Below are 17,138 nucleotides of genomic sequence, written 5' to 3'. Positions count from 1 at the left end.
GCCCGCGGCCGTGGTCGGTACGAGTCGGTCGAACTCGGTGATCAGTGATCAGTGATCAGTGATCAGTGATCCGGGAGCGCGGCGTGCGGGCCGAGTTGCCGGGTGCAGGCGTCCCGGGCCGGGGCGGACAGCAGGTCGCCCGCTCGGGTGAACAGCCGGTACAGGGACGGGCCGTACCGCTCGGCCAGTTCCGCGTTGTGGGCCAGTACGTCGAGCTCGTTGGCGGCGGTGATCTCCAAGAACGCTCGCAGGTCGTCGTCCGCGGGTATGTGCTCGCGGCCGGTGAAGCGATCACGGAAGACCACGGGCCGGTCGCCCCCGATCCGGGGAAGGACGGCGCCGCGGTCGCAACTCGCGTACAGGTACACCAGCGCCTCGGCCCGGTCGCCGATCAGCTCCGCCAGGGTCGCCCGCTCGGCGACCGGCAGCAGGTACGGGTCGAAGCCGTCGGTCCCGTACGCGGCATGGCACAGCCCCGCCGCCTGGATCGCGGGGTCACCGCCCCAGTCGGCCAGGAGCCGCCGGACACGGCCGAGGTGCTCCAGCAGCGTGCCGCCCGGATGCGGCATCTCGGCGGTGCCCCGCGCACGCAGGAAGGCTTCGGCACGCGACCACCGGGACGCGTCACCGTCGCCGGTCTCTTCGGGAACTTCGCGTACTTCGGCCACTTCAGCCCCTTCGGGATGAGGGTTCAACGTCTCGGCAGGCCACTGAGAGACTCCCACCATGGAGACGAGTGCGGGGGCGGACCTGACAAGGCCGGGGCGGGCGCTGCCCGGGAACGGGTCGAGCCGAGGGGCGGGCCGAGGGTCGGGCCGTTCCATGGAATGGGCGCTGCGCTCCGCGGAGCAGGCGGATGTCGAGGTGATCGCCGAGCTGCGGGCGACGGTGATGCGCCCGGACCTGGAGCGGTTGGGCCGGTTCGACGAGCGCCGGGTCCGCCGGCGGCTGCGGGAGTCCTTCTCCCCGGGGCACACGTCGGTCGTCATCGCCGACGGCGACTTCGCGGGCTGCGTCACGCTGAGGCCGGCCGAGGACGGGTTGTGGTTGGAGCACTTCTATCTCGTCCCGGACTTGCAGGGCCGGGGGCTCGGTTCGGCCGTCCTGCGCGCCCTGCTGGACCGCACCGACACCGACGGCCTGCCCGTCCGTCTGAACGTCCTGCAGGGCAGCGCCGCCCGGCGACTGTACGAGCGCCACGGGTTCACCGTGGAGGTTCAGGACCCGGTCGACGTCTTCATGGTGCGACGACCGGGTGCGGGATGAAGAGGTCTGTTCCTAGGCCGCGTTGCGCCAGACCTTCACGTCCAAGGTGGCGTACGTCGTCCCGGACGAACCCCGATACGTCACGAGCCCCACGTGCCCCGTCCCGCTGACCACGCACATCTGCTGGCCGACGCTGAGGTCCTTGACCCAGATGTAGCTCTTGTAGCCGGTCGCCGCCTTGCACGCGTCCAGGCTTCCCTGCCGCCCCACGGGCAGCAGGGCGAGGGAGCTGCCGGAGTCGGTGCCGGGGGCGAGGACCGCCCCCGAGGAGTAGACGGCGTACGTCAGATCCTCGTCGGAGGTCCCGGTGTCCGCCTTGGACCGCACCGGAGTGTCCGCGAGGTACAGGTCGTGGCTCGCGGTCATCCGGATCCCGGAGTACGTCACCGGAACGGGGGCCGTCGGGGCCGCGGGTTTGCTGGACGCGGCGGTCGGGGGAGCCGAGGTGGCGGTCCGCGTGGGCGTCGGGGGCCCCGAAGGGCTGGGCGGCTGAGCGGACTTGGCCGTCTTGGGCTTCTTCGAGGCCCGGGGTGACGGGGAGCCGGACGCCGACGGCGAAGCCTCGGCGGACGTGGCCGACTGCGACGCGGCGACGTCCTGTGCCCGGCTGTCGTTCTTGTCGCCGTCCCCGGGGACGAGCAGCAGCGCGGCGGCCGCCCCACCGGCGACGAGCACGACCGCGGCCGCCGCCCATACCCAGCCCCGGGCCTTGCGGCCCTTGCCGCCCGTGCCCATCGAGGAGGTCTGTGCGGCGTCCGGCTCCTGCGGCTGCTGCCAGGGGTGCGGAGCGTACGGACCCGGCGCGGCCCCTGGCCCCATCACGAAGGGTCCGGGCAGCGCGGCATGGGACGGCGCGGTGGGGGAGTAGGCCATCGGAGGCCCGAAAACGCCGGGACCGCCGGGACCGCTGGGACCGGCGGGACCGCTGGGACCGAAGGCGCCGGATCCAGCGGGTCCGAAAGCCCCCGAAGCCCCCGAAGCACCCGAAGCCCCGGAGGTCTGCGAAGCGTGAGCGTCCGCAACCGCCTCCACCCGGGCCCGATCGGCGCCTTCGGCCCGAGCCGCGATACCCGCCGCCAGCTCACCCGACAGCCACGCCCCGGACGCGGACCGCGCTTCGGCACCGAGATCAGCCTGGATCGTCTGGACGGAGCGTATGACCTCCTCGACGGAAGGCCGCTCGGCGGCGGGCTTGCGCAGACACCGTGCCACCAGCTCCCGTATCTCCACCGGCACGCGGCTGAGATCGGGCTCCTCGTGGACCACCCGGTAGAGCACCGCGTGCGGATCCCCGTCCCCGAAGGCGGCGCCGCCCGTCGCCGCGAACACCGCGGTCTGCCCCAGCGCGAACACGTCGGCCGACGGCATGGCATCCCCGCCGAGCACCTGCTCCGGCGCCATGTAGGCGACGGTTCCGAGGGCCGTGCCGCTCATCGTCACCGACGTGGCGTCCGCGGCCCGCGCGACACCGAAGTCGATGACCCGCGGGCCGTCGGCGGCGAGCAGCACGTTCGACGGTTTGAGGTCCCGGTGCACGATGCCCTCGCGGTGCACCGCCTGCAGGGCCTCCGCGACACCGGCGATCAGCCGCAGCACGGTATCGAGGGGCAGCGGCCCGTGATCGCGTACCGCGTCGGCGAGGGAAGGCCCCGGCACATAGGCGGTCGCGCACCACGGCATCGACCCCCCGGTGTCGCTGTCGACGACCGGAGCCGTGTAGAGCCCGTGCACCCGGCTCGCGGCGGCCACCTCGGCCTGGAACCGCTTCCGGAACTCGGCGTTCTCGGCCAGCTCCGGCCGGATCACCTTGACCGCGACGGCCCGCCCGCCCGGCGTGTGCGAGAGATAGACCCGTCCCATGCCCCCGGACCCGAGCCGTGCCACCAGCCGGTAGCCGCCGACGACCCGAGGATCGCCGTCCTCCAGAGGCTGGAAACTCTCCACATCGGCCCCACCGTCGCTCAACACGCCCCACTCCACCCCGAGATCCGTTCTGTGGTGCCCCATTGCATCACGGGCCCCCTCGGCCCGGTGGGGACGGCCGCCGACCTCGTGGCCGGGCCCGGGCCGCTCCTCGAAACCCTCGGACGGGGGCTCTCCGGAAACCGCCTACCCTTGGAGGCATGACCAGCAGCAGCGACCGGAGTCAGGCAGTGGACGTTCAGGAACCCAAGACCTATGAGGTGCGCACCTACGGGTGCCAGATGAACGTCCACGACTCCGAACGGCTCTCCGGGCTCCTCGAAGGCGCAGGTTACGTGCGCGCGCCCGAAGGGTCCGACGGTGACGCGGACGTCGTCGTCTTCAACACCTGCGCCGTCCGGGAGAACGCCGACAACAGGCTGTACGGCAACCTCGGCCGCCTCGCGCCGATGAAGACGAAGCGCCCCGGGATGCAGATCGCCGTCGGCGGCTGCCTGGCCCAGAAGGACCGCGACACCATCGTGAAGAAGGCGCCCTGGGTGGACGTCGTCTTCGGTACGCACAACATCGGCAAGCTGCCGGTCCTCCTGGAGCGCGCCCGCGTGCAGGAAGAGGCGCAGGTCGAGATCGCCGAGTCGCTGGAGGCGTTCCCGTCCACGCTGCCGACCCGCCGCGAGAGCGCGTACGCGGCCTGGGTCTCCATCTCCGTGGGCTGCAACAACACCTGCACCTTCTGCATCGTCCCGGCGCTGCGCGGCAAGGAGAAGGACCGCAGGACCGGCGACATCCTCGCCGAGATCGAGGCACTGGTCGGCGAGGGCGTCTCCGAGATCACCCTGCTCGGGCAGAACGTCAACGCGTACGGCAGCGACATCGGCGACCGCGAGGCGTTCAGCAAGCTGCTGCGGGCCTGCGGGCAGATCGAGGGCCTGGAGCGGGTCCGGTTCACCTCCCCGCACCCCCGTGACTTCACCGACGACGTCATCGCCGCCATGGCCGAGACTCCGAACGTGATGCCGCAGCTGCACATGCCGCTGCAGTCCGGTTCGGACCCGGTCCTGAAGGCGATGCGCCGGTCCTACCGGCAGGACCGCTACCTCGGGATCATCGAGAAGGTGCGCGCCGCCATTCCGCACGCCGCCATCACCACCGACATCATCGTGGGCTTCCCCGGCGAGACCGAGGAGGACTTCGAGCAGACCATGCACGTGGCGCGGGAGGCCCGCTTCTCGGCGGCGTTCACGTTCCAGTACTCCAAGCGCCCCGGCACCCCGGCCGCCACCATGGAGAACCAGGTCCCCAAGGAGGTCGTCCAGGCGCGCTACGAGCGTCTCGTCGCCCTCCAGGAGCAGATCTCCTGGGACGAGAACAAGAAGCAGGTCGGCCGCACCCTGGAGCTGATGGTCGCCGAGGGCGAGGGCCGCAAGGACGGCGCCACCCACCGCCTCTCCGGCCGTGCCCCCGACAACCGCCTGGTCCACTTCACCAAGCCCGACCAGGAAGTACGCCCCGGTGACGTGGTCACCGTCGAGGTCACCTACGCCGCCCCGCACCACCTGCTCGCCGAGGGCGCCGTCCTGGACGTGCGCCGCACGCGCGCGGGGGACGCCTGGGAGAAGCGCAACGCGGCCGAGGCGCCGAAGCCCGCCGGTGTGATGCTGGGACTGCCGAAGATCGGTGCCCCGGAGCCCCTGCCCGTCGCCACCGGCAGTGGGTGCGGCTGCGACTGACCCCGGGACAGGGGGCTCCTGGACCGGCCGCGCGGGGTTACGCTGCCGATCATGCTTGTAGCCGCCGCAGTCTGCCCCTGTCCGCCGCTGCTCGTCCCCGAGGTCGCCGCCGGTGCGGCACCGGAACTGGCCGCCGCGCGCGCGGCCTGCACGGACGCTCTGGGGGTGCTGGCAGCCTCGCGCCCCGACCTGCTGGTCGTCGTCGGGCCGGCCGAAGAGAGCGGGCGCGGGCCGTTCCCGGAGGGGGCGCCGGGCTCGTTCCGCGGGTTCGGTGTGGACCTCGACGTACGTCTCGGGGGAGGGGCGTCGCTTGCCGGGGCACCGGAGCGTCCGCTTCCGCCCTCGCTCGCCGTCGCCGCCTGGCTGCTGGAGCGCACGGGCTGGTCCGACGCCCCCGTCGAAGGCCTTGGGGTGGGGGAACCTCTCGAGGTCGAGCGCTGTGTCCAGGCCGGGGCGGGGATCGTCGCGCGGGCGGACCGGGTGGCCCTGCTGGTGATGGGCGACGCCAGCGCGTGCCGGACGCTCAAGGCACCCGGCTATCTCGACGAACGCGCGGCGGGCTTCGACGCGGAGGTCGCGCGGGCGCTGGGTGCGGCGGACGTGGCGGCCCTGAAGGCGCTGGACGCCGAGCTGGCGTACGAACTGAAGGTCTCCGGGCGGGCCCCCTGGCAGGTCCTCGCGGGCGCGGCCGAGGGCGCGGACCTGGGCGGCGCCCTGCTGTACGAGGACGCGCCGTATGGGGTGGGATACCTGGTGGCGGCCTGGTCCTAGGGGGGTCTTGACGTCCTGGGGGCCCTGGGGGTCCTAGCGGTCCTGGGGCTGCGCCCGAGAAGGCCGCCGGCCGACAGAGCCGAGCCTCGATACGGCCGGCTGGACACGGTGGCGCGGACACGGTGGCTTTGACACGACGGCGCGGACATGGCGGCCCGGACACGGCGGACGGCCGGGAGCCCGATGTGCTCCGCGGCCGTCCGCCGATGTGTGCCGATATGTGCAGATGTGTGCCCGTCAGGGCGTCGGAGGCGGTGGGGGCACGTCCGGCGGCGGCGTGGCGCCGTCGGTTCCCTTGTGCGCGAGTCGGTCCATGGCGCCCTTGGCCTTGCCCGTGCCCGTCTGGATCTTGTCGCTGTACTTGCCCTTGGTCTTTTCGTCGACCACCTTCGCGGCCTTGTCGAGACCGTGCGTGACCTTGTCCCCGTGCTGTTGCGCGAGGTCCGAGACCTTGTCCTTGGCGGGTGCCAGCTTGGCTTTCAAATTGTCCAGGAGACTCATGGTCCACCTTCCCTCGCGGGACAGTTACGTGCGGGCGTTTTCGCCGGCCTCGTTGTCCGCGGCCTTTTCGGCGGTCTGCTGCTGGGGGATCTCGACGTCATCCTTGGCGGTGGCCTCCGCGGGCTCGGTCGCCGCGGCCCCGCCTTCGCTCTCGGAGCCTCCCGGGCTCGCGGAGCCTTCGGACTTCTCGGACGAACCCTTCGCCTCCTCCGTCATCTCCGCCTCGGTATCGGCCGTTCGTGTGTCGGCCTGCACCGCGGCGGTTGACGCCTCCTCCGTAGTCTTCGACCTTCCAAGAAGTCGTGCAAAAACGCCCATATCCACTCCATACGTTACTCGTGAGGGCGAAATTCCGCGTCACCCGGTGCGTCCCATTGCGTCGCACGGGTCACCGGCTCTCGAAAACCGGCGGCTGGAACCTCGCAACAGGAAACGACCCCGGGCCCGTGGCGTCACGTAGCTCGTTCGAGGAGAGGCCCCGAGGTTTGCGAGACTGGGGCGGTGAGTAGCGCACCCCCCGCCCCCCGGGTCATCGCCGTCGTAGGACCGACCGCCGCAGGAAAGTCCGATCTGGGCGTTTACCTCGCCCAACGGCTCGGCGGCGAGGTCGTCAACTCCGACTCCATGCAGTTGTACCGAGGGATGGACATCGGTACCGCCAAACTGACGCCGCAGGAACGCGGCGGGATCCCGCACCACCTCCTGGACATCTGGGACGTGACCGTCGCGGCCAGCGTCGCCGAGTACCAGCGGCTCGCCCGCGCCCGCATCGACGCGCTGCTCGCCGACGGCCGCTGGCCGATCCTGGTGGGCGGCTCCGGGCTGTACGTCCGTGGGGCCGTCGACAATCTGGAGTTCCCCGGCACCGACCCCGAGGTGCGGGCCCGGCTGGAGGAGGAGCTCACGCTGCGTGGCTCCGGAGCGCTGCACGCGCGTCTGGCCACGGCCGATCCGGAGGCCGCGCACGCGATCCTGCCCAGCAACGGCCGCCGTATCGTCCGCGCCCTCGAGGTCATCGAGATCACCGGAAAGCCCTTCACCGCCAACCTCCCCGGCCATGATTCCGTCTACGACACCCTGCAGATCGGCGTCGACGTCACGCGCCCCGAGCTCGACGACCGCATCGCGCGCCGCGTCGACCGAATGTGGGAGGCGGGGCTCGTCGACGAGGTGCGTGCGCTGGAGGCGCACGGACTGCGTGAGGGGCGTACGGCATCGCGGGCGCTCGGGTACCAGCAGGTGCTCGCGGCGCTCGCCGGGGAGTGCACCGACGCCGAGGCGCGCGCCGAGACCGTACGCGCCACCAAACGCTTCGCGCGGCGTCAGGACTCCTGGTTCCGGCGCGATCCCCGGGTGCACTGGCTGAGCGGCGCTGCGGCGGATCTCACAGAACTCCCGCAGCTCGCGCTGGCGTTGGTCGAACGACCGGTCACAGCCTGATCACGTCATGGCATCGGGACGCTCCGGCCGCCGTCCGGGCCTTCGGCGCCGTGCCATCATCGAGCTTCGATCGACCAAGTGGAGTCCGAGTTGGGAGGGCGCGTGGCGATGGAGGCCGGCCCTCGCGACACCGCACAGGACGCGGAGCACGACACCGCGCAGGAGCAGCAGAAACGGCTGGAACCGCTGGAACGTCAGGATTTCGTCGGAGATCGACCGGGCCCTGACGGGGACCTGCTGGGCGGCGACGGTGAGCGGCTCGGTGGCGGCGGTGCTCCGCTGAGTTCCGACGGGCCCGACGAGCCTTCCGGCGGTGTGAGCGCCGACGGGCCGGCACCGGACGAGATGGTGCCGCCCGAGGTCGAGGTCGAGCTGCGCCCGCAGCGTCGACTGCGGATCTGGCAGCTCGCGCCGATCGTGATCCTGGCCGCGACGGGCTCCCTGATGTTCGCCTTCCCGCTCGCCTTCGAGTTCGGTGACGGCGGTGCGGTGGTCGCCATGCTCGGCCTGCTGATCTGCTCGTGCGCCGCGGGCTGGGGCATGATGGCCGCCCGCCGGGTCGGCTACGTCTGGCCGGGCCTGCCGCCGCGGGGCACCGGCCGCCGTCTGGACTGGCGTGTCGTGCTCGCGTACGTCGTGGTGGTCGCGGCGGTGGCGGTACTCGCCGTCGGGCGCGTCGCCCGCCTCCGCTGAGGTCCGCCTTCACCTGGGTCTCCTGCCGGGACCGGGGCGTCGGACCGACCCCGTAGGATCGAGGAATGAGCACGCGGATCGCCTTCCTCAAGGGGCACGGGACCGAGAACGACTTCGTGATCGTCCCGGACCCGGAGAACGCCATCGACCTGCCCCCGACCGCCGTGGCCGCCCTGTGCGACCGCCGCGCGGGCATCGGCGGCGACGGTCTGCTGCATGTCGTACGGTCCGCCGCGCACCCCGAGGCCAAGGAGATGGCGGCCGAAGCGGAGTGGTTCATGGACTACCGCAACGGCGACGGCTCGGTCGCCGAGATGTGCGGCAACGGAGTGCGGGTGTTCGCGCGCTACCTCCAGCGTGCCGGACACGTGGCCGAGGGAGACATCGCGGTCGCCACGCGCGGGGGCGTGAAGAGCGTGCACCTCGCCGAGGACGGCGCCGTCACCGTCGGCATGGGCAAGGCGGTCCTCCCCGAAGGGGACGTCACCGTGAGCGTCGGCGAGCGCAGCTGGCCCGCGCGCAACGTCAACATGGGCAACCCGCACGCCGTCGCCTTCGTGGACGACCTCGCGCACGCCGGCAACCTGTTCACGCCGCCGCCGTTCGCTCCGGCCGCGGCCTACCCGGACGGGGTGAACGTCGAATTCGTGGTCGACCGGGGGCCGCAGCACGTCGCCGTGCGCGTCCACGAGCGCGGCTCCGGGGAGACCCGGTCGTGCGGTACGGGCGCGTGCGCCGTGGCCGTCGCGGCGGCCCGCCGTGACGGAGCCGACCCGGCCGTGACGGGGACTCCGTCGACGTACACCGTCGACGTGCCCGGCGGCCGCCTGGTGATCACCGAGCGCCCGGACGGCGAGATCGAGATGACCGGCCCCGCGGTGATCGTCGCCGAGGGCGAGTTCGACGCGGAGTGGCTGGGCACCGTCCAGTTCTGAACGGACGTCCCGGGCGATGTCGTAACCCCGGTTCCTTCCAAAACCTCGCGTCCGTAAACCCCCTGAACCTTCGCTCGAATGGGTGATCCGTTTCACGCTCGGCGAGAGGCGGTCAGCCGGGCGTGGTGGGCTCGGTAGCATCAAGCACCGGCCCGGACGGGGGAATCGAGACCAACCCCTGAGCCGTGTACGCCATGGGGCACCCCGTCCGCCGGTCTACGCAGCCGGAGGTGCCCATGAGTGCGGAGGCGACGAACCCCGCGACGCCAGCCCCTGCCACGCCCTCCCCCGAGCTCTCGGCCACTCCCCCGCTCTCGACTTCGCTCGAGCGGGGGGACCCCCATGAGCAGGGGGTACCCCCATCGCACCGCAGGAAGAGCCGTCCTCGGATCGATCTGCGCCGCCTCGGCCGCGCCGCGCTGCTCGGCACGACGCCCCGCGACCGGCTGCCCGACGCGATCGGTCACGTGGCCGAGGCACATCGCGCGCACCACCCCGACGCGAACATGGAGCCGCTGCGCCGGGCCTACGTACTGGCGGAGTCCTCGCACCGCGGCCAGATGCGCAAGAGCGGTGAGCCGTACATCACCCACCCGCTCGCCGTGACCCTGATCCTCGCCGAACTCGGCGCGGAGACCACGACGTTGACCGCCTCCCTGCTCCACGACACCGTCGAGGACACGGAAGTGACGCTCGATCAGGTACGCGAGGAGTTCGGCGACGAGGTCTGTTATCTCGTCGACGGCGTCACCAAGCTGGAAAAGGTGGACTACGGGGCGGCCGCCGAGCCCGAGACGTTCCGCAAGATGCTCGTCGCCACGGGCAACGACGTCCGCGTGATGTCGATCAAACTCGCCGACCGGCTGCACAACATGCGCACGCTCGGCGTCATGCGCCCCGAGAAACAGGCGCGCATCGCCAAGGTCACCAGGGACGTGCTGATCCCGCTCGCCGAACGGCTCGGCGTCCAGGCGCTCAAGACCGAGCTGGAGGACCTCGTCTTCGCGATCCTGCACCCCGAGGAGTACGAGCACACCAGGGAACTGATCGTCGACAACGCCTCGCGCGCGAGCGACCCGCTCGCCGAGATCGCCGAGGAGGTGCGCACGGTCCTGCGCGAGGCCGGGATCCCGGCCGAAGTCCTCATCAGGCCACGGCACTTCGTCTCCGTGCATCGCGTGTCACGCAAACGCGGGCCCATGCGCGGCGCCGACTTCGGACGTCTCCTGGTGCTCGTGAACGAGGACGCGGACTGCTACGGGGTCCTCGGCGAACTGCACACCTGTCTCACCCCGGTCGTCTCGGAGTTCAAGGACTTCATCGCGGTCCCCAAGTTCAACCTGTACCAGTCGCTGCACACGGCCGTCGCGAGCGGCGACGGCGAGATCGCCGAAGTCCTCATCCGCACCCACCAGATGCACAAGGTCGCCGAGGCCGGGGTCATCGCCCTCGGCAATCCCTACGCTCCTCCTTCGGAGGAGCAGTCGGACGAGCAGTCCGAGGGCCGGCCGGGTGTCGGCGGGCGCTCGGTGGACGGCGAGCGGGTGGACCCCACCCGCCCCGGCTGGCTCTCCCGGCTCCTCGACTGGCAGGAGGGCGCCCCGGACCCGGACACGTTCTGGTCCACGCTGCGCGAAGACCTCGCCCAGGACCGCGAGATCACCGTCTTCCGCGCCGACGGCGGCTCGTTGGGCCTTCCGGAGGGCGCCAGTTGTGTGGACGCCGCGTACGCGCACTACGGCGAGGACGCGCACGCCTGCATCGGCGCCCGCGTCAACGGCCGCCTGGCGACGCTCAGTACGGTCCTGAAGGACGGCGACACCGTGCAGCTCCTCATGGGTCAGGACCCTGCCTCGGAGCCCTCCAGAGAGTGGCTGGAGCACGCGCACACGCCCGCCGCGCGGATCGCCATCCAGCGCTGGCTGTCCGCACACCCCTCACCCGTCGCCACGGAGGACCCGGCGGCCCGGGAAGCCCCGGAAACCACCGAGACCCCGGCCGCGGCCCGCAAGCCGTCCGCCGAGACACTCGCGGCCCGCCCCACGGACGCGTCCGCCGCCCGCCACACCGACGCCCCTGCCGCCCGCCCCGCCGCCGCGAACGCCGTCGTCGACCAGCCCGGCGCCTCCGTACGCCTCGCGGGCTGCTGTACGCCCGTACCGCCCGACGAGGTGACCGGCTTCGCCGTACGCGGGGGAGTGGTGACCGTCCACCGCGTGGAGTGCGCCGGAGTGGCGCGCATGAAGAGCTCGGGGCGCGCGGAGGTGGAAGTGCGCTGGGGCGACACCACCGAGTGCCGGGTCACGTTGGTCGCCGAGTCCTTCGGACGCCCGCATCTGCTCGCCGACCTCACCGAAGCCATCGCCCTGGAGGGCGTCGCGATCGTCTCGGCGACCGTCGAACCCCCCAGCCAGCAGCGCGTACGCCACACGTACACGCTGCAACTCCCGGACGCGGCCCACCTTCCCGGGCTGATGCGCGCGATGCGGAACGTGCCGGGCGTGTACGACGTGAGCCGGGCGCAGCACGCGGCGGCTGCCACGCAGTAGCACCCGATCGGGTGGGCCCGGTGCGAGTCGTCGCCGCAGGGCGGGTGCGCGCTGGTAGCCGTGGTCCATGCTGCTCACCCCCCGCACCAGGAACCGTCGTATCCAGGGGGCGCTCCTCGCCTCCGCCGTCTCGGTCTGTCTCGTCGCCGCGAGCGCCCCGTCCCCGGCCACGCCCCTCGGTATCGGTGACCGCCTCTTCCCGCACCTGGGCAATCCCGGGTACGACGTCAAGTTGTACGACCTCTCCTTCACCTACCCCGGCGTCAACGACAAGCCGCTGGCGGCCGTCACCACGATCGACGCGGTGACGTCCGAGCGGCTCGAGCGCGTCAATCTGGACTACACGCACGGCACGGTGGAATCGGTCGAGGTCAACGGCGCGCCGGCGACGTTCACGAGTGCCGGGGAGGATCTGGTGGTGACGCCCAGGGAGCCGGTGCCCGCGGGCGGTTGGATGCGGATCACCGTGCGGCACTCGAGCGATCCGGTCACCACAGGGAACGGGGACGGCGGCTGGGTGCGGACGAAGGACGGCCTCGCCATGGCCAACCAGGCCGACGCCGCGCACATGGTCTTCCCGTGCAACGACCACCCCTCGGACAAGGCGATGTTCACCATCCACGTCACCGCGCCCGACGGGTACACCGCCGTGGCCAACGGCCTGCCCACCGGGGTCGACCGGGCCGGCAGGTCCACCACGTGGACGTACCGCACCACGCACCCCATGGCCACGGAACTCACCCAGGTGTCCATCGGCCGCTCCAGCGTGCTGCACCGCGAGGGTCCGCACGGCCTGCCCGTCCGTGACGTCGTGCCCACCAAGGACCGCGAGCTGCTCGAACCGTGGCTCAAGAAGACGCCCGACCAGATCGCCTGGATGGAGAGCAAGGTCGGCCCGTACCCCTTCGAGACCTACGGGTTGCTGATGGCCCAGGCGCAGACCGGCTTCGAACTGGAGACACAGACACTCTCCCTCTTCGAGAGCGAGCTCTTCACGAAGCCCGCGCTGCCCAAGTGGTACGTCGAGTCGATCATGGTGCACGAGCTGTCGCACCAGTGGTTCGGCGACAGCGTCAGCCCCCGCGTCTGGTCCGACCTGTGGCTCAACGAAGGCCACGCGACCTGGTACGAGGCCCTGTACGCCGAGGAGAAGGCGGACAAGCCCATGGAGACCCGTATGAAGGCGGCCTACCGCGCCTCTGACTCCTGGCGGGCCGCCGGAGGGCCGCCCGCGGCGCCCAAGGAACCCGCCCCGGGACAGAAGATCAGCATCTTCCGGCCGAGCGTCTACGACGGGGCCGCGCTCGCCCTGTACGCGCTGCGCCAGGAGATCGGACACCCCACCTTCGAGCGCCTGGAGCGCACCTGGGTCGCCCTCCACCGGGACGGCACGGCCACGACCGCGGACTTCGAGCGGCTCGCGTCCGCCCTCGCGAACCGCGACCTGAGCGGGTTCTTCCGCGCCTGGCTCTACGGCACGAAGACGCCGCCGATGCCCGGGCACCCGGACTGGAAGAGCGACGCCCCGAAGGCACGCAAGGGCGCCTGAGAACTCGGATGACGAGACGGGACGTGCCGTGCGACCATCCTCAGGTCGGCGGCGCGGCCCCGCGGAGGGTTGGCCCGGCGGAATCCGGGAATCTCCCGGTGGTCCCGGACGTTCTTCCTTGTGACGGGCGGTGTCCGTCGCCGAACAGGCTTCACCAGTGACGCCATCGATACCACCAGTGACGTATCGGTGCCCCCATCGACGTAAGGATCCAATGACCTCCTCTTCTTCCCCTTCCCAGGACGCGCAGAGCCTCGCGCAGAACTACCCCGAAGGTCTTCGGGCCGATGCCCTGATGGAAGAGGACGTCGCCTGGAGCCACGAGATCGACGGAGAGCGGGACGGCGAACAGTTCGATCGCTCCGAGCGCGCGGCCCTGCGCCGTGTGGCGGGCCTCTCCACCGAGCTCGAGGACGTCACCGAAGTCGAGTACCGACAGCTCCGTCTGGAGCGCGTCGTCCTCGTCGGTGTGTGGACCACGGGAACCATTCAGGACGCGGACAACTCGCTCGCCGAGCTGGCAGCCCTCGCGGAGACCGCGGGCGCGCTCGTGCTCGACGGCGTCGTCCAGCGCCGGGACAAGCCCGACGCGGCCACGTACATCGGATCCGGCAAGGCCAACGAGCTGCGGGACATCGTCCTGGAGACCGGCGCCGACACCGTGATCTGCGACGGTGAGCTGAGCCCCGGCCAGCTGATCCACCTCGAGGACGTCGTCAAGGTCAAGGTCATCGACCGTACGGCCCTGATCCTCGACATCTTCGCCCAGCACGCCAAGTCCCGAGAGGGCAAGGCGCAGGTCGCGCTCGCGCAGATGCAGTACATGCTGCCGAGGCTGCGCGGCTGGGGTCAGTCGCTGTCCCGTCAGATGGGCGGCGGCAAGGGCGGCGGCCTTGCCACCCGTGGTCCCGGTGAGACCAAGATCGAGACGGACCGGCGTCGTATCCGCGAGAAGATGGCGAAGATGCGCCGGGAGATCGCGGACATGAAGACCGGCCGCGAGATCAAGCGCCAGGAGCGCCGCAGGAACAAGGTGCCCTCGGTCGCCATCGCCGGCTACACCAACGCGGGCAAGTCCTCCCTGCTCAACCGCCTCACCGGCGCGGGCGTGCTCGTCGAGAACGCGCTGTTCGCGACCCTCGACCCGACCGTGCGCCGGGCCGAGACCCCGAGCGGGCGGCTGTACACCCTGGCCGACACGGTCGGGTTCGTACGCCACCTGCCGCACCACCTCGTCGAGGCGTTCCGCTCCACGATGGAGGAGGTCGGCGACTCCGACCTGATCCTGCACGTGGTGGACGGCTCGCACCCGGCGCCGGAGGAGCAGCTGGCCGCCGTGCGCGAGGTCATCCGCGACGTCGGCGCGACCGACGTGCCCGAGATCGTGGTGATCAACAAGGCGGACGCGGCCGACCCCCTGGTCCTCCAGCGGCTGATGCGGATCGAGAAGCGTTCCATCGCGGTCTCGGCCCGCACCGGGATGAACATCGACCAGCTGCTCGCGCTCATCGACAACGAGCTGCCCCGCCCCTCGGTCGAGATCGAGGCGCTCGTGCCGTACACGCACGGCAGGCTGGTCGCGCGCTCCCACTCCGAGGGCGAGGTGATCTCCGAGGAGCACACCCCGGAGGGCACCCTGCTCAAGGTGCGGGTGCACGAGGAACTGGCGGCCGACCTCGCGCCGTACGTTCCGGCGCCCGTCGCGCTCTAGCCGCCCGCTTTTCCGCAAGGACGACGTACGAAGGCCCGCACCCTTTCCTTCCGTTCTAGTGGTCGTTGCAACACCCCAGTTCGGGGGATGCGATGGACTTCAAGATTCGGGAGCCGCGGACCGTAGCAGAAGGCGGCACACCCGGTTCGACCGGCGGTGCCGCCTTCTGGCGTGTCCCAGTACCTGCGTGAGGACGACCGGATCTACATCGCCGACCGGCTGCGGGAGAAGGCCACGATCCGTGCGATAGCTGCTGAACTGGGCCGCAGTCCCTCGACCATCAGCAGAGAGGTACGCCGCAACCGGACCGTCGGGACTCGTGGTCAGTGGCATTACCGCCCGCACGCAGCTCAGGCCCGCGCTGATGCATGCCGACCCCGGACCGAAGCCGGGGACGATCGGCCAGAACCTCGAGCTGCGGGACTCATCCAGAATCACCTGGACCTTCGGTGGAGCCCGGAGCAGATCTGCCAGGCTCTGCGCGGCCGGAGATGCACGTGGTCCACGAGACCGTCTACCAGGCCCTCTATGTCCAGGGCCGCGGTGAACTGCGACGCGAACTGGCCCAAGCTCTGCGCACGGGCCGCGTGCGGCGCAAGCCCCGCCGTCAGGCTCAGCGGCGTCAGCCCCGCTTCCGCGACCCGATGGTGATGATCAGCGAACGGCCGGCCGAGGCGGAGGACCGGGCCGTGCCCGGCCACTGGGAGGGCGATCTGATCATCGGCAAGGACGGCGCCTCCGCCATCGGCACCCTTGTCGAGCGTGCCACCCGCTACGTGAAGCTCCTGCACCTGCCGAATGGCCGGGGCACCGAGCTGGTCCGCGACGCGCTGGTGGAGACCGTGCAGACGCTGCCGTCCCACCTGAAACGCTCTCTCACCTGGGACCAGGGCAGAGATGGGCCGTCACCGCGAGGTCACGATCGCCACCGACGTCCCCGTCTCCTTCTGTGATCCGGTAGCCCCTGGCAGCGCGGCTCGAACGAGAACACGAATGGCCTGCTGCGGCAGTACGTTCCCAAGAGCACCGACCTGTCCGTCCACACCTGGCCGCCGTCGTCGCCGAACTCAACGGCCGCCCACGCAAAACGCTCGGCTGGGAATCCCCGGCCGAGCGCCTGCATAAACTGCTCGCGGCCTGAGTCCGGCTATGTGCTGACCGCGTGGACTCAGTTGACCGGCCATGTGCGCTTCGCCGCCCAGGTGCCGAAGCGCTGCCAGCCGATCTCCGGGAAGTCGCGCCGCAGCGCGTCCACGTCCACATCGAGGCCGACCTCGGTGAAGTAGCGGAACATCGCGGCGAGATCGGCCGAGAACGCCTCGACGTGGGCGATCGGTAGCCGTTCGAAGACGATCGGCCGGCCGCACGCGCCGGTCAGGGCTTCCGCGATCTCCAGGCAGGTCAGTTTGTCGGAAGCGATGTCGATGCGCCGGCCCGCGAACTCCTGCGGCCGCGCAAGAGCATGGGCTGCGAAGGCGCCGATGTCCCGTGCGGGAATCAGCGTCAGCGGCCGGTCGGCCGGCATCGGCAGCACGAACCGGCCTTCGCGCAGGCCCTCGAGCGACCACTCGACCGTGTAGTTGTCCATGAACGCGGCCGGACCGAGGATCGTCCACGGCACACCCAGCCCTCGCAGGTGCCGCTCGATGCGGTACTTGCTGTCGAAGTGCGGAATGCCCGTGTCGCGGTCGGCGTGCGCGGCCGAGGTGAACACGATGTGCCCGACACCACGGGCGGCCTCCAGCAGGTCGATGCCCTGCCGGACCTCGGTCTCCGGGTCCGAGCCGAATGGCGTGGACATCGCGAACAATCCGTCGGCGCCCTTCAGGGCGGCTTCCAGCGACTTGCTGTCGTCGAAGTCGGCCGCGCGCACCTCGGCGCCGAGGACCCTCAGTGCGTGGGCGGCGGCCGAGTCGGGAGTGCGGGTCAGGGCCCGGACCTGGAAGCCCTGATCGAGCAGCGAGTGGGCGGCCGCGCCGCCTTGGGCGCCGGTCGCTCCGGCGACGGCCACCACGGGCCGGTAGGATTCCTTCGTCATGCGGTTACCGTACAACGCAGTTACTGCGTGAC

At 71.1% G+C, this 17,138-nt stretch carries 14 protein-coding genes and 1 pseudogene; 10 read left to right on the top strand and 5 right to left on the bottom strand.

What is annotated here, in order from left to right; translation table 11 throughout:
- Nucleotides 1-62: 62 nt before the first annotated feature.
- Nucleotides 63-668, bottom strand: coding sequence for a DUF6817 domain-containing protein (locus KVT44_RS05105; protein WP_217566229.1), 606 nt, complete (start codon nt 666-668; stop codon nt 63-65).
- Between the two features lie 154 nt (nt 669-822).
- On the opposite strand from KVT44_RS05105, the gene KVT44_RS05100 reads away from it, so the two are divergent.
- Entirely contained in the window at nt 823-1,266 is a 444-nt protein-coding gene (locus KVT44_RS05100) for a GNAT family N-acetyltransferase (protein WP_217566228.1), read from the top strand.
- A gap of 12 nt (nt 1,267-1,278) precedes the next feature.
- Here KVT44_RS05100 and KVT44_RS05095 read toward each other — a convergent pair whose 3' ends face one another.
- The gene (locus tag KVT44_RS05095) at nt 1,279-3,234 is read right to left on the bottom strand and encodes a serine/threonine-protein kinase (protein ID WP_308313913.1); all 1,956 of its coding nucleotides are present in this window, start codon (nt 3,232-3,234) and stop codon (nt 1,279-1,281) included.
- Between the two features lie 155 nt (nt 3,235-3,389).
- Here KVT44_RS05095 and miaB point away from each other — a divergent pair, with 155 nt between their 5' ends.
- Nucleotides 3,390-4,919: a tRNA (N6-isopentenyl adenosine(37)-C2)-methylthiotransferase MiaB gene (gene miaB, locus KVT44_RS05090; protein ID WP_079089595.1), complete on the top strand. Its 1,530-nt coding sequence runs from the start codon at nt 3,390-3,392 to the stop codon at nt 4,917-4,919.
- Nucleotides 4,920-4,970: 51 nt separating this feature from the next.
- Nucleotides 4,971-5,690: a class III extradiol dioxygenase subunit B-like domain-containing protein gene (locus KVT44_RS05085; RefSeq protein ID WP_217566226.1), complete on the top strand. Its 720-nt coding sequence runs from the start codon at nt 4,971-4,973 to the stop codon at nt 5,688-5,690.
- A gap of 237 nt (nt 5,691-5,927) precedes the next feature.
- On the opposite strand, the gene KVT44_RS05080 is transcribed toward KVT44_RS05085, so the two are convergent.
- Entirely contained in the window at nt 5,928-6,191 is a 264-nt protein-coding gene (locus KVT44_RS05080; protein ID WP_217566225.1) for an antitoxin, read from the bottom strand.
- 24 nt (nt 6,192-6,215) lie between these two features.
- Nucleotides 6,216-6,407: a gliding motility protein gene (locus tag KVT44_RS05075; RefSeq protein WP_308313912.1), complete on the bottom strand. Its 192-nt coding sequence runs from the start codon at nt 6,405-6,407 to the stop codon at nt 6,216-6,218.
- A gap of 285 nt (nt 6,408-6,692) precedes the next feature.
- Here KVT44_RS05075 and miaA point away from each other — a divergent pair, with 285 nt between their 5' ends.
- From miaA to KVT44_RS05040, 7 genes and pseudogenes are all read left to right on the top strand, one after another.
- Nucleotides 6,693-7,631 (top strand): tRNA (adenosine(37)-N6)-dimethylallyltransferase MiaA, encoded by a 939-nt coding sequence (miaA, locus tag KVT44_RS05070; RefSeq protein WP_217566224.1) that lies wholly within the window; start codon nt 6,693-6,695, stop codon nt 7,629-7,631.
- Nucleotides 7,632-7,739: 108 nt separating this feature from the next.
- Nucleotides 7,740-8,324 carry a hypothetical protein gene (locus KVT44_RS05065; protein WP_217566271.1) on the top strand — a complete coding sequence of 195 codons (585 nt, stop codon included), beginning with the start codon at nt 7,740-7,742 and terminating at the stop codon, nt 8,322-8,324.
- Between the two features lie 65 nt (nt 8,325-8,389).
- Complete coding sequence (dapF, locus tag KVT44_RS05060) at nt 8,390-9,259, top strand: diaminopimelate epimerase (protein ID WP_190172355.1); 870 nt, start codon at nt 8,390-8,392, stop codon at nt 9,257-9,259.
- Between the two features lie 236 nt (nt 9,260-9,495).
- Nucleotides 9,496-11,808, top strand: coding sequence for a bifunctional (p)ppGpp synthetase/guanosine-3',5'-bis(diphosphate) 3'-pyrophosphohydrolase (locus KVT44_RS05055; RefSeq protein WP_217566223.1), 2,313 nt, complete (start codon nt 9,496-9,498; stop codon nt 11,806-11,808).
- A gap of 67 nt (nt 11,809-11,875) precedes the next feature.
- Nucleotides 11,876-13,357 (top strand): M1 family metallopeptidase, encoded by a 1,482-nt coding sequence (locus tag KVT44_RS05050; RefSeq protein ID WP_217566222.1) that lies wholly within the window; start codon nt 11,876-11,878, stop codon nt 13,355-13,357.
- 214 nt (nt 13,358-13,571) lie between these two features.
- Nucleotides 13,572-15,068 carry a GTPase HflX gene (gene hflX / locus KVT44_RS05045; RefSeq protein ID WP_099920308.1) on the top strand — a complete coding sequence of 499 codons (1,497 nt, stop codon included), beginning with the start codon at nt 13,572-13,574 and terminating at the stop codon, nt 15,066-15,068.
- 92 nt (nt 15,069-15,160) lie between these two features.
- Nucleotides 15,161-16,209, top strand: a pseudogene (locus KVT44_RS05040) (IS30 family transposase).
- 27 nt (nt 16,210-16,236) lie between these two features.
- Here the strand turns inward: KVT44_RS05040 and KVT44_RS05035 are convergent.
- The gene (locus KVT44_RS05035; RefSeq protein WP_217566221.1) at nt 16,237-17,106 is read right to left on the bottom strand and encodes an NmrA/HSCARG family protein; all 870 of its coding nucleotides are present in this window, start codon (nt 17,104-17,106) and stop codon (nt 16,237-16,239) included.
- Nucleotides 17,107-17,138 lie beyond the last annotated feature (32 nt).

Origin of the sequence: Streptomyces sp. GbtcB7, from assembly GCF_019091445.1 — a bacterium.
Classification (GTDB): Bacteria; Actinomycetota; Actinomycetes; order Streptomycetales; family Streptomycetaceae; genus Streptomyces; species Streptomyces mirabilis.
The sequence above is the reverse complement of the archived record's forward strand: the minus strand, read 5'-3'. Positions and strand labels throughout refer to the sequence as shown.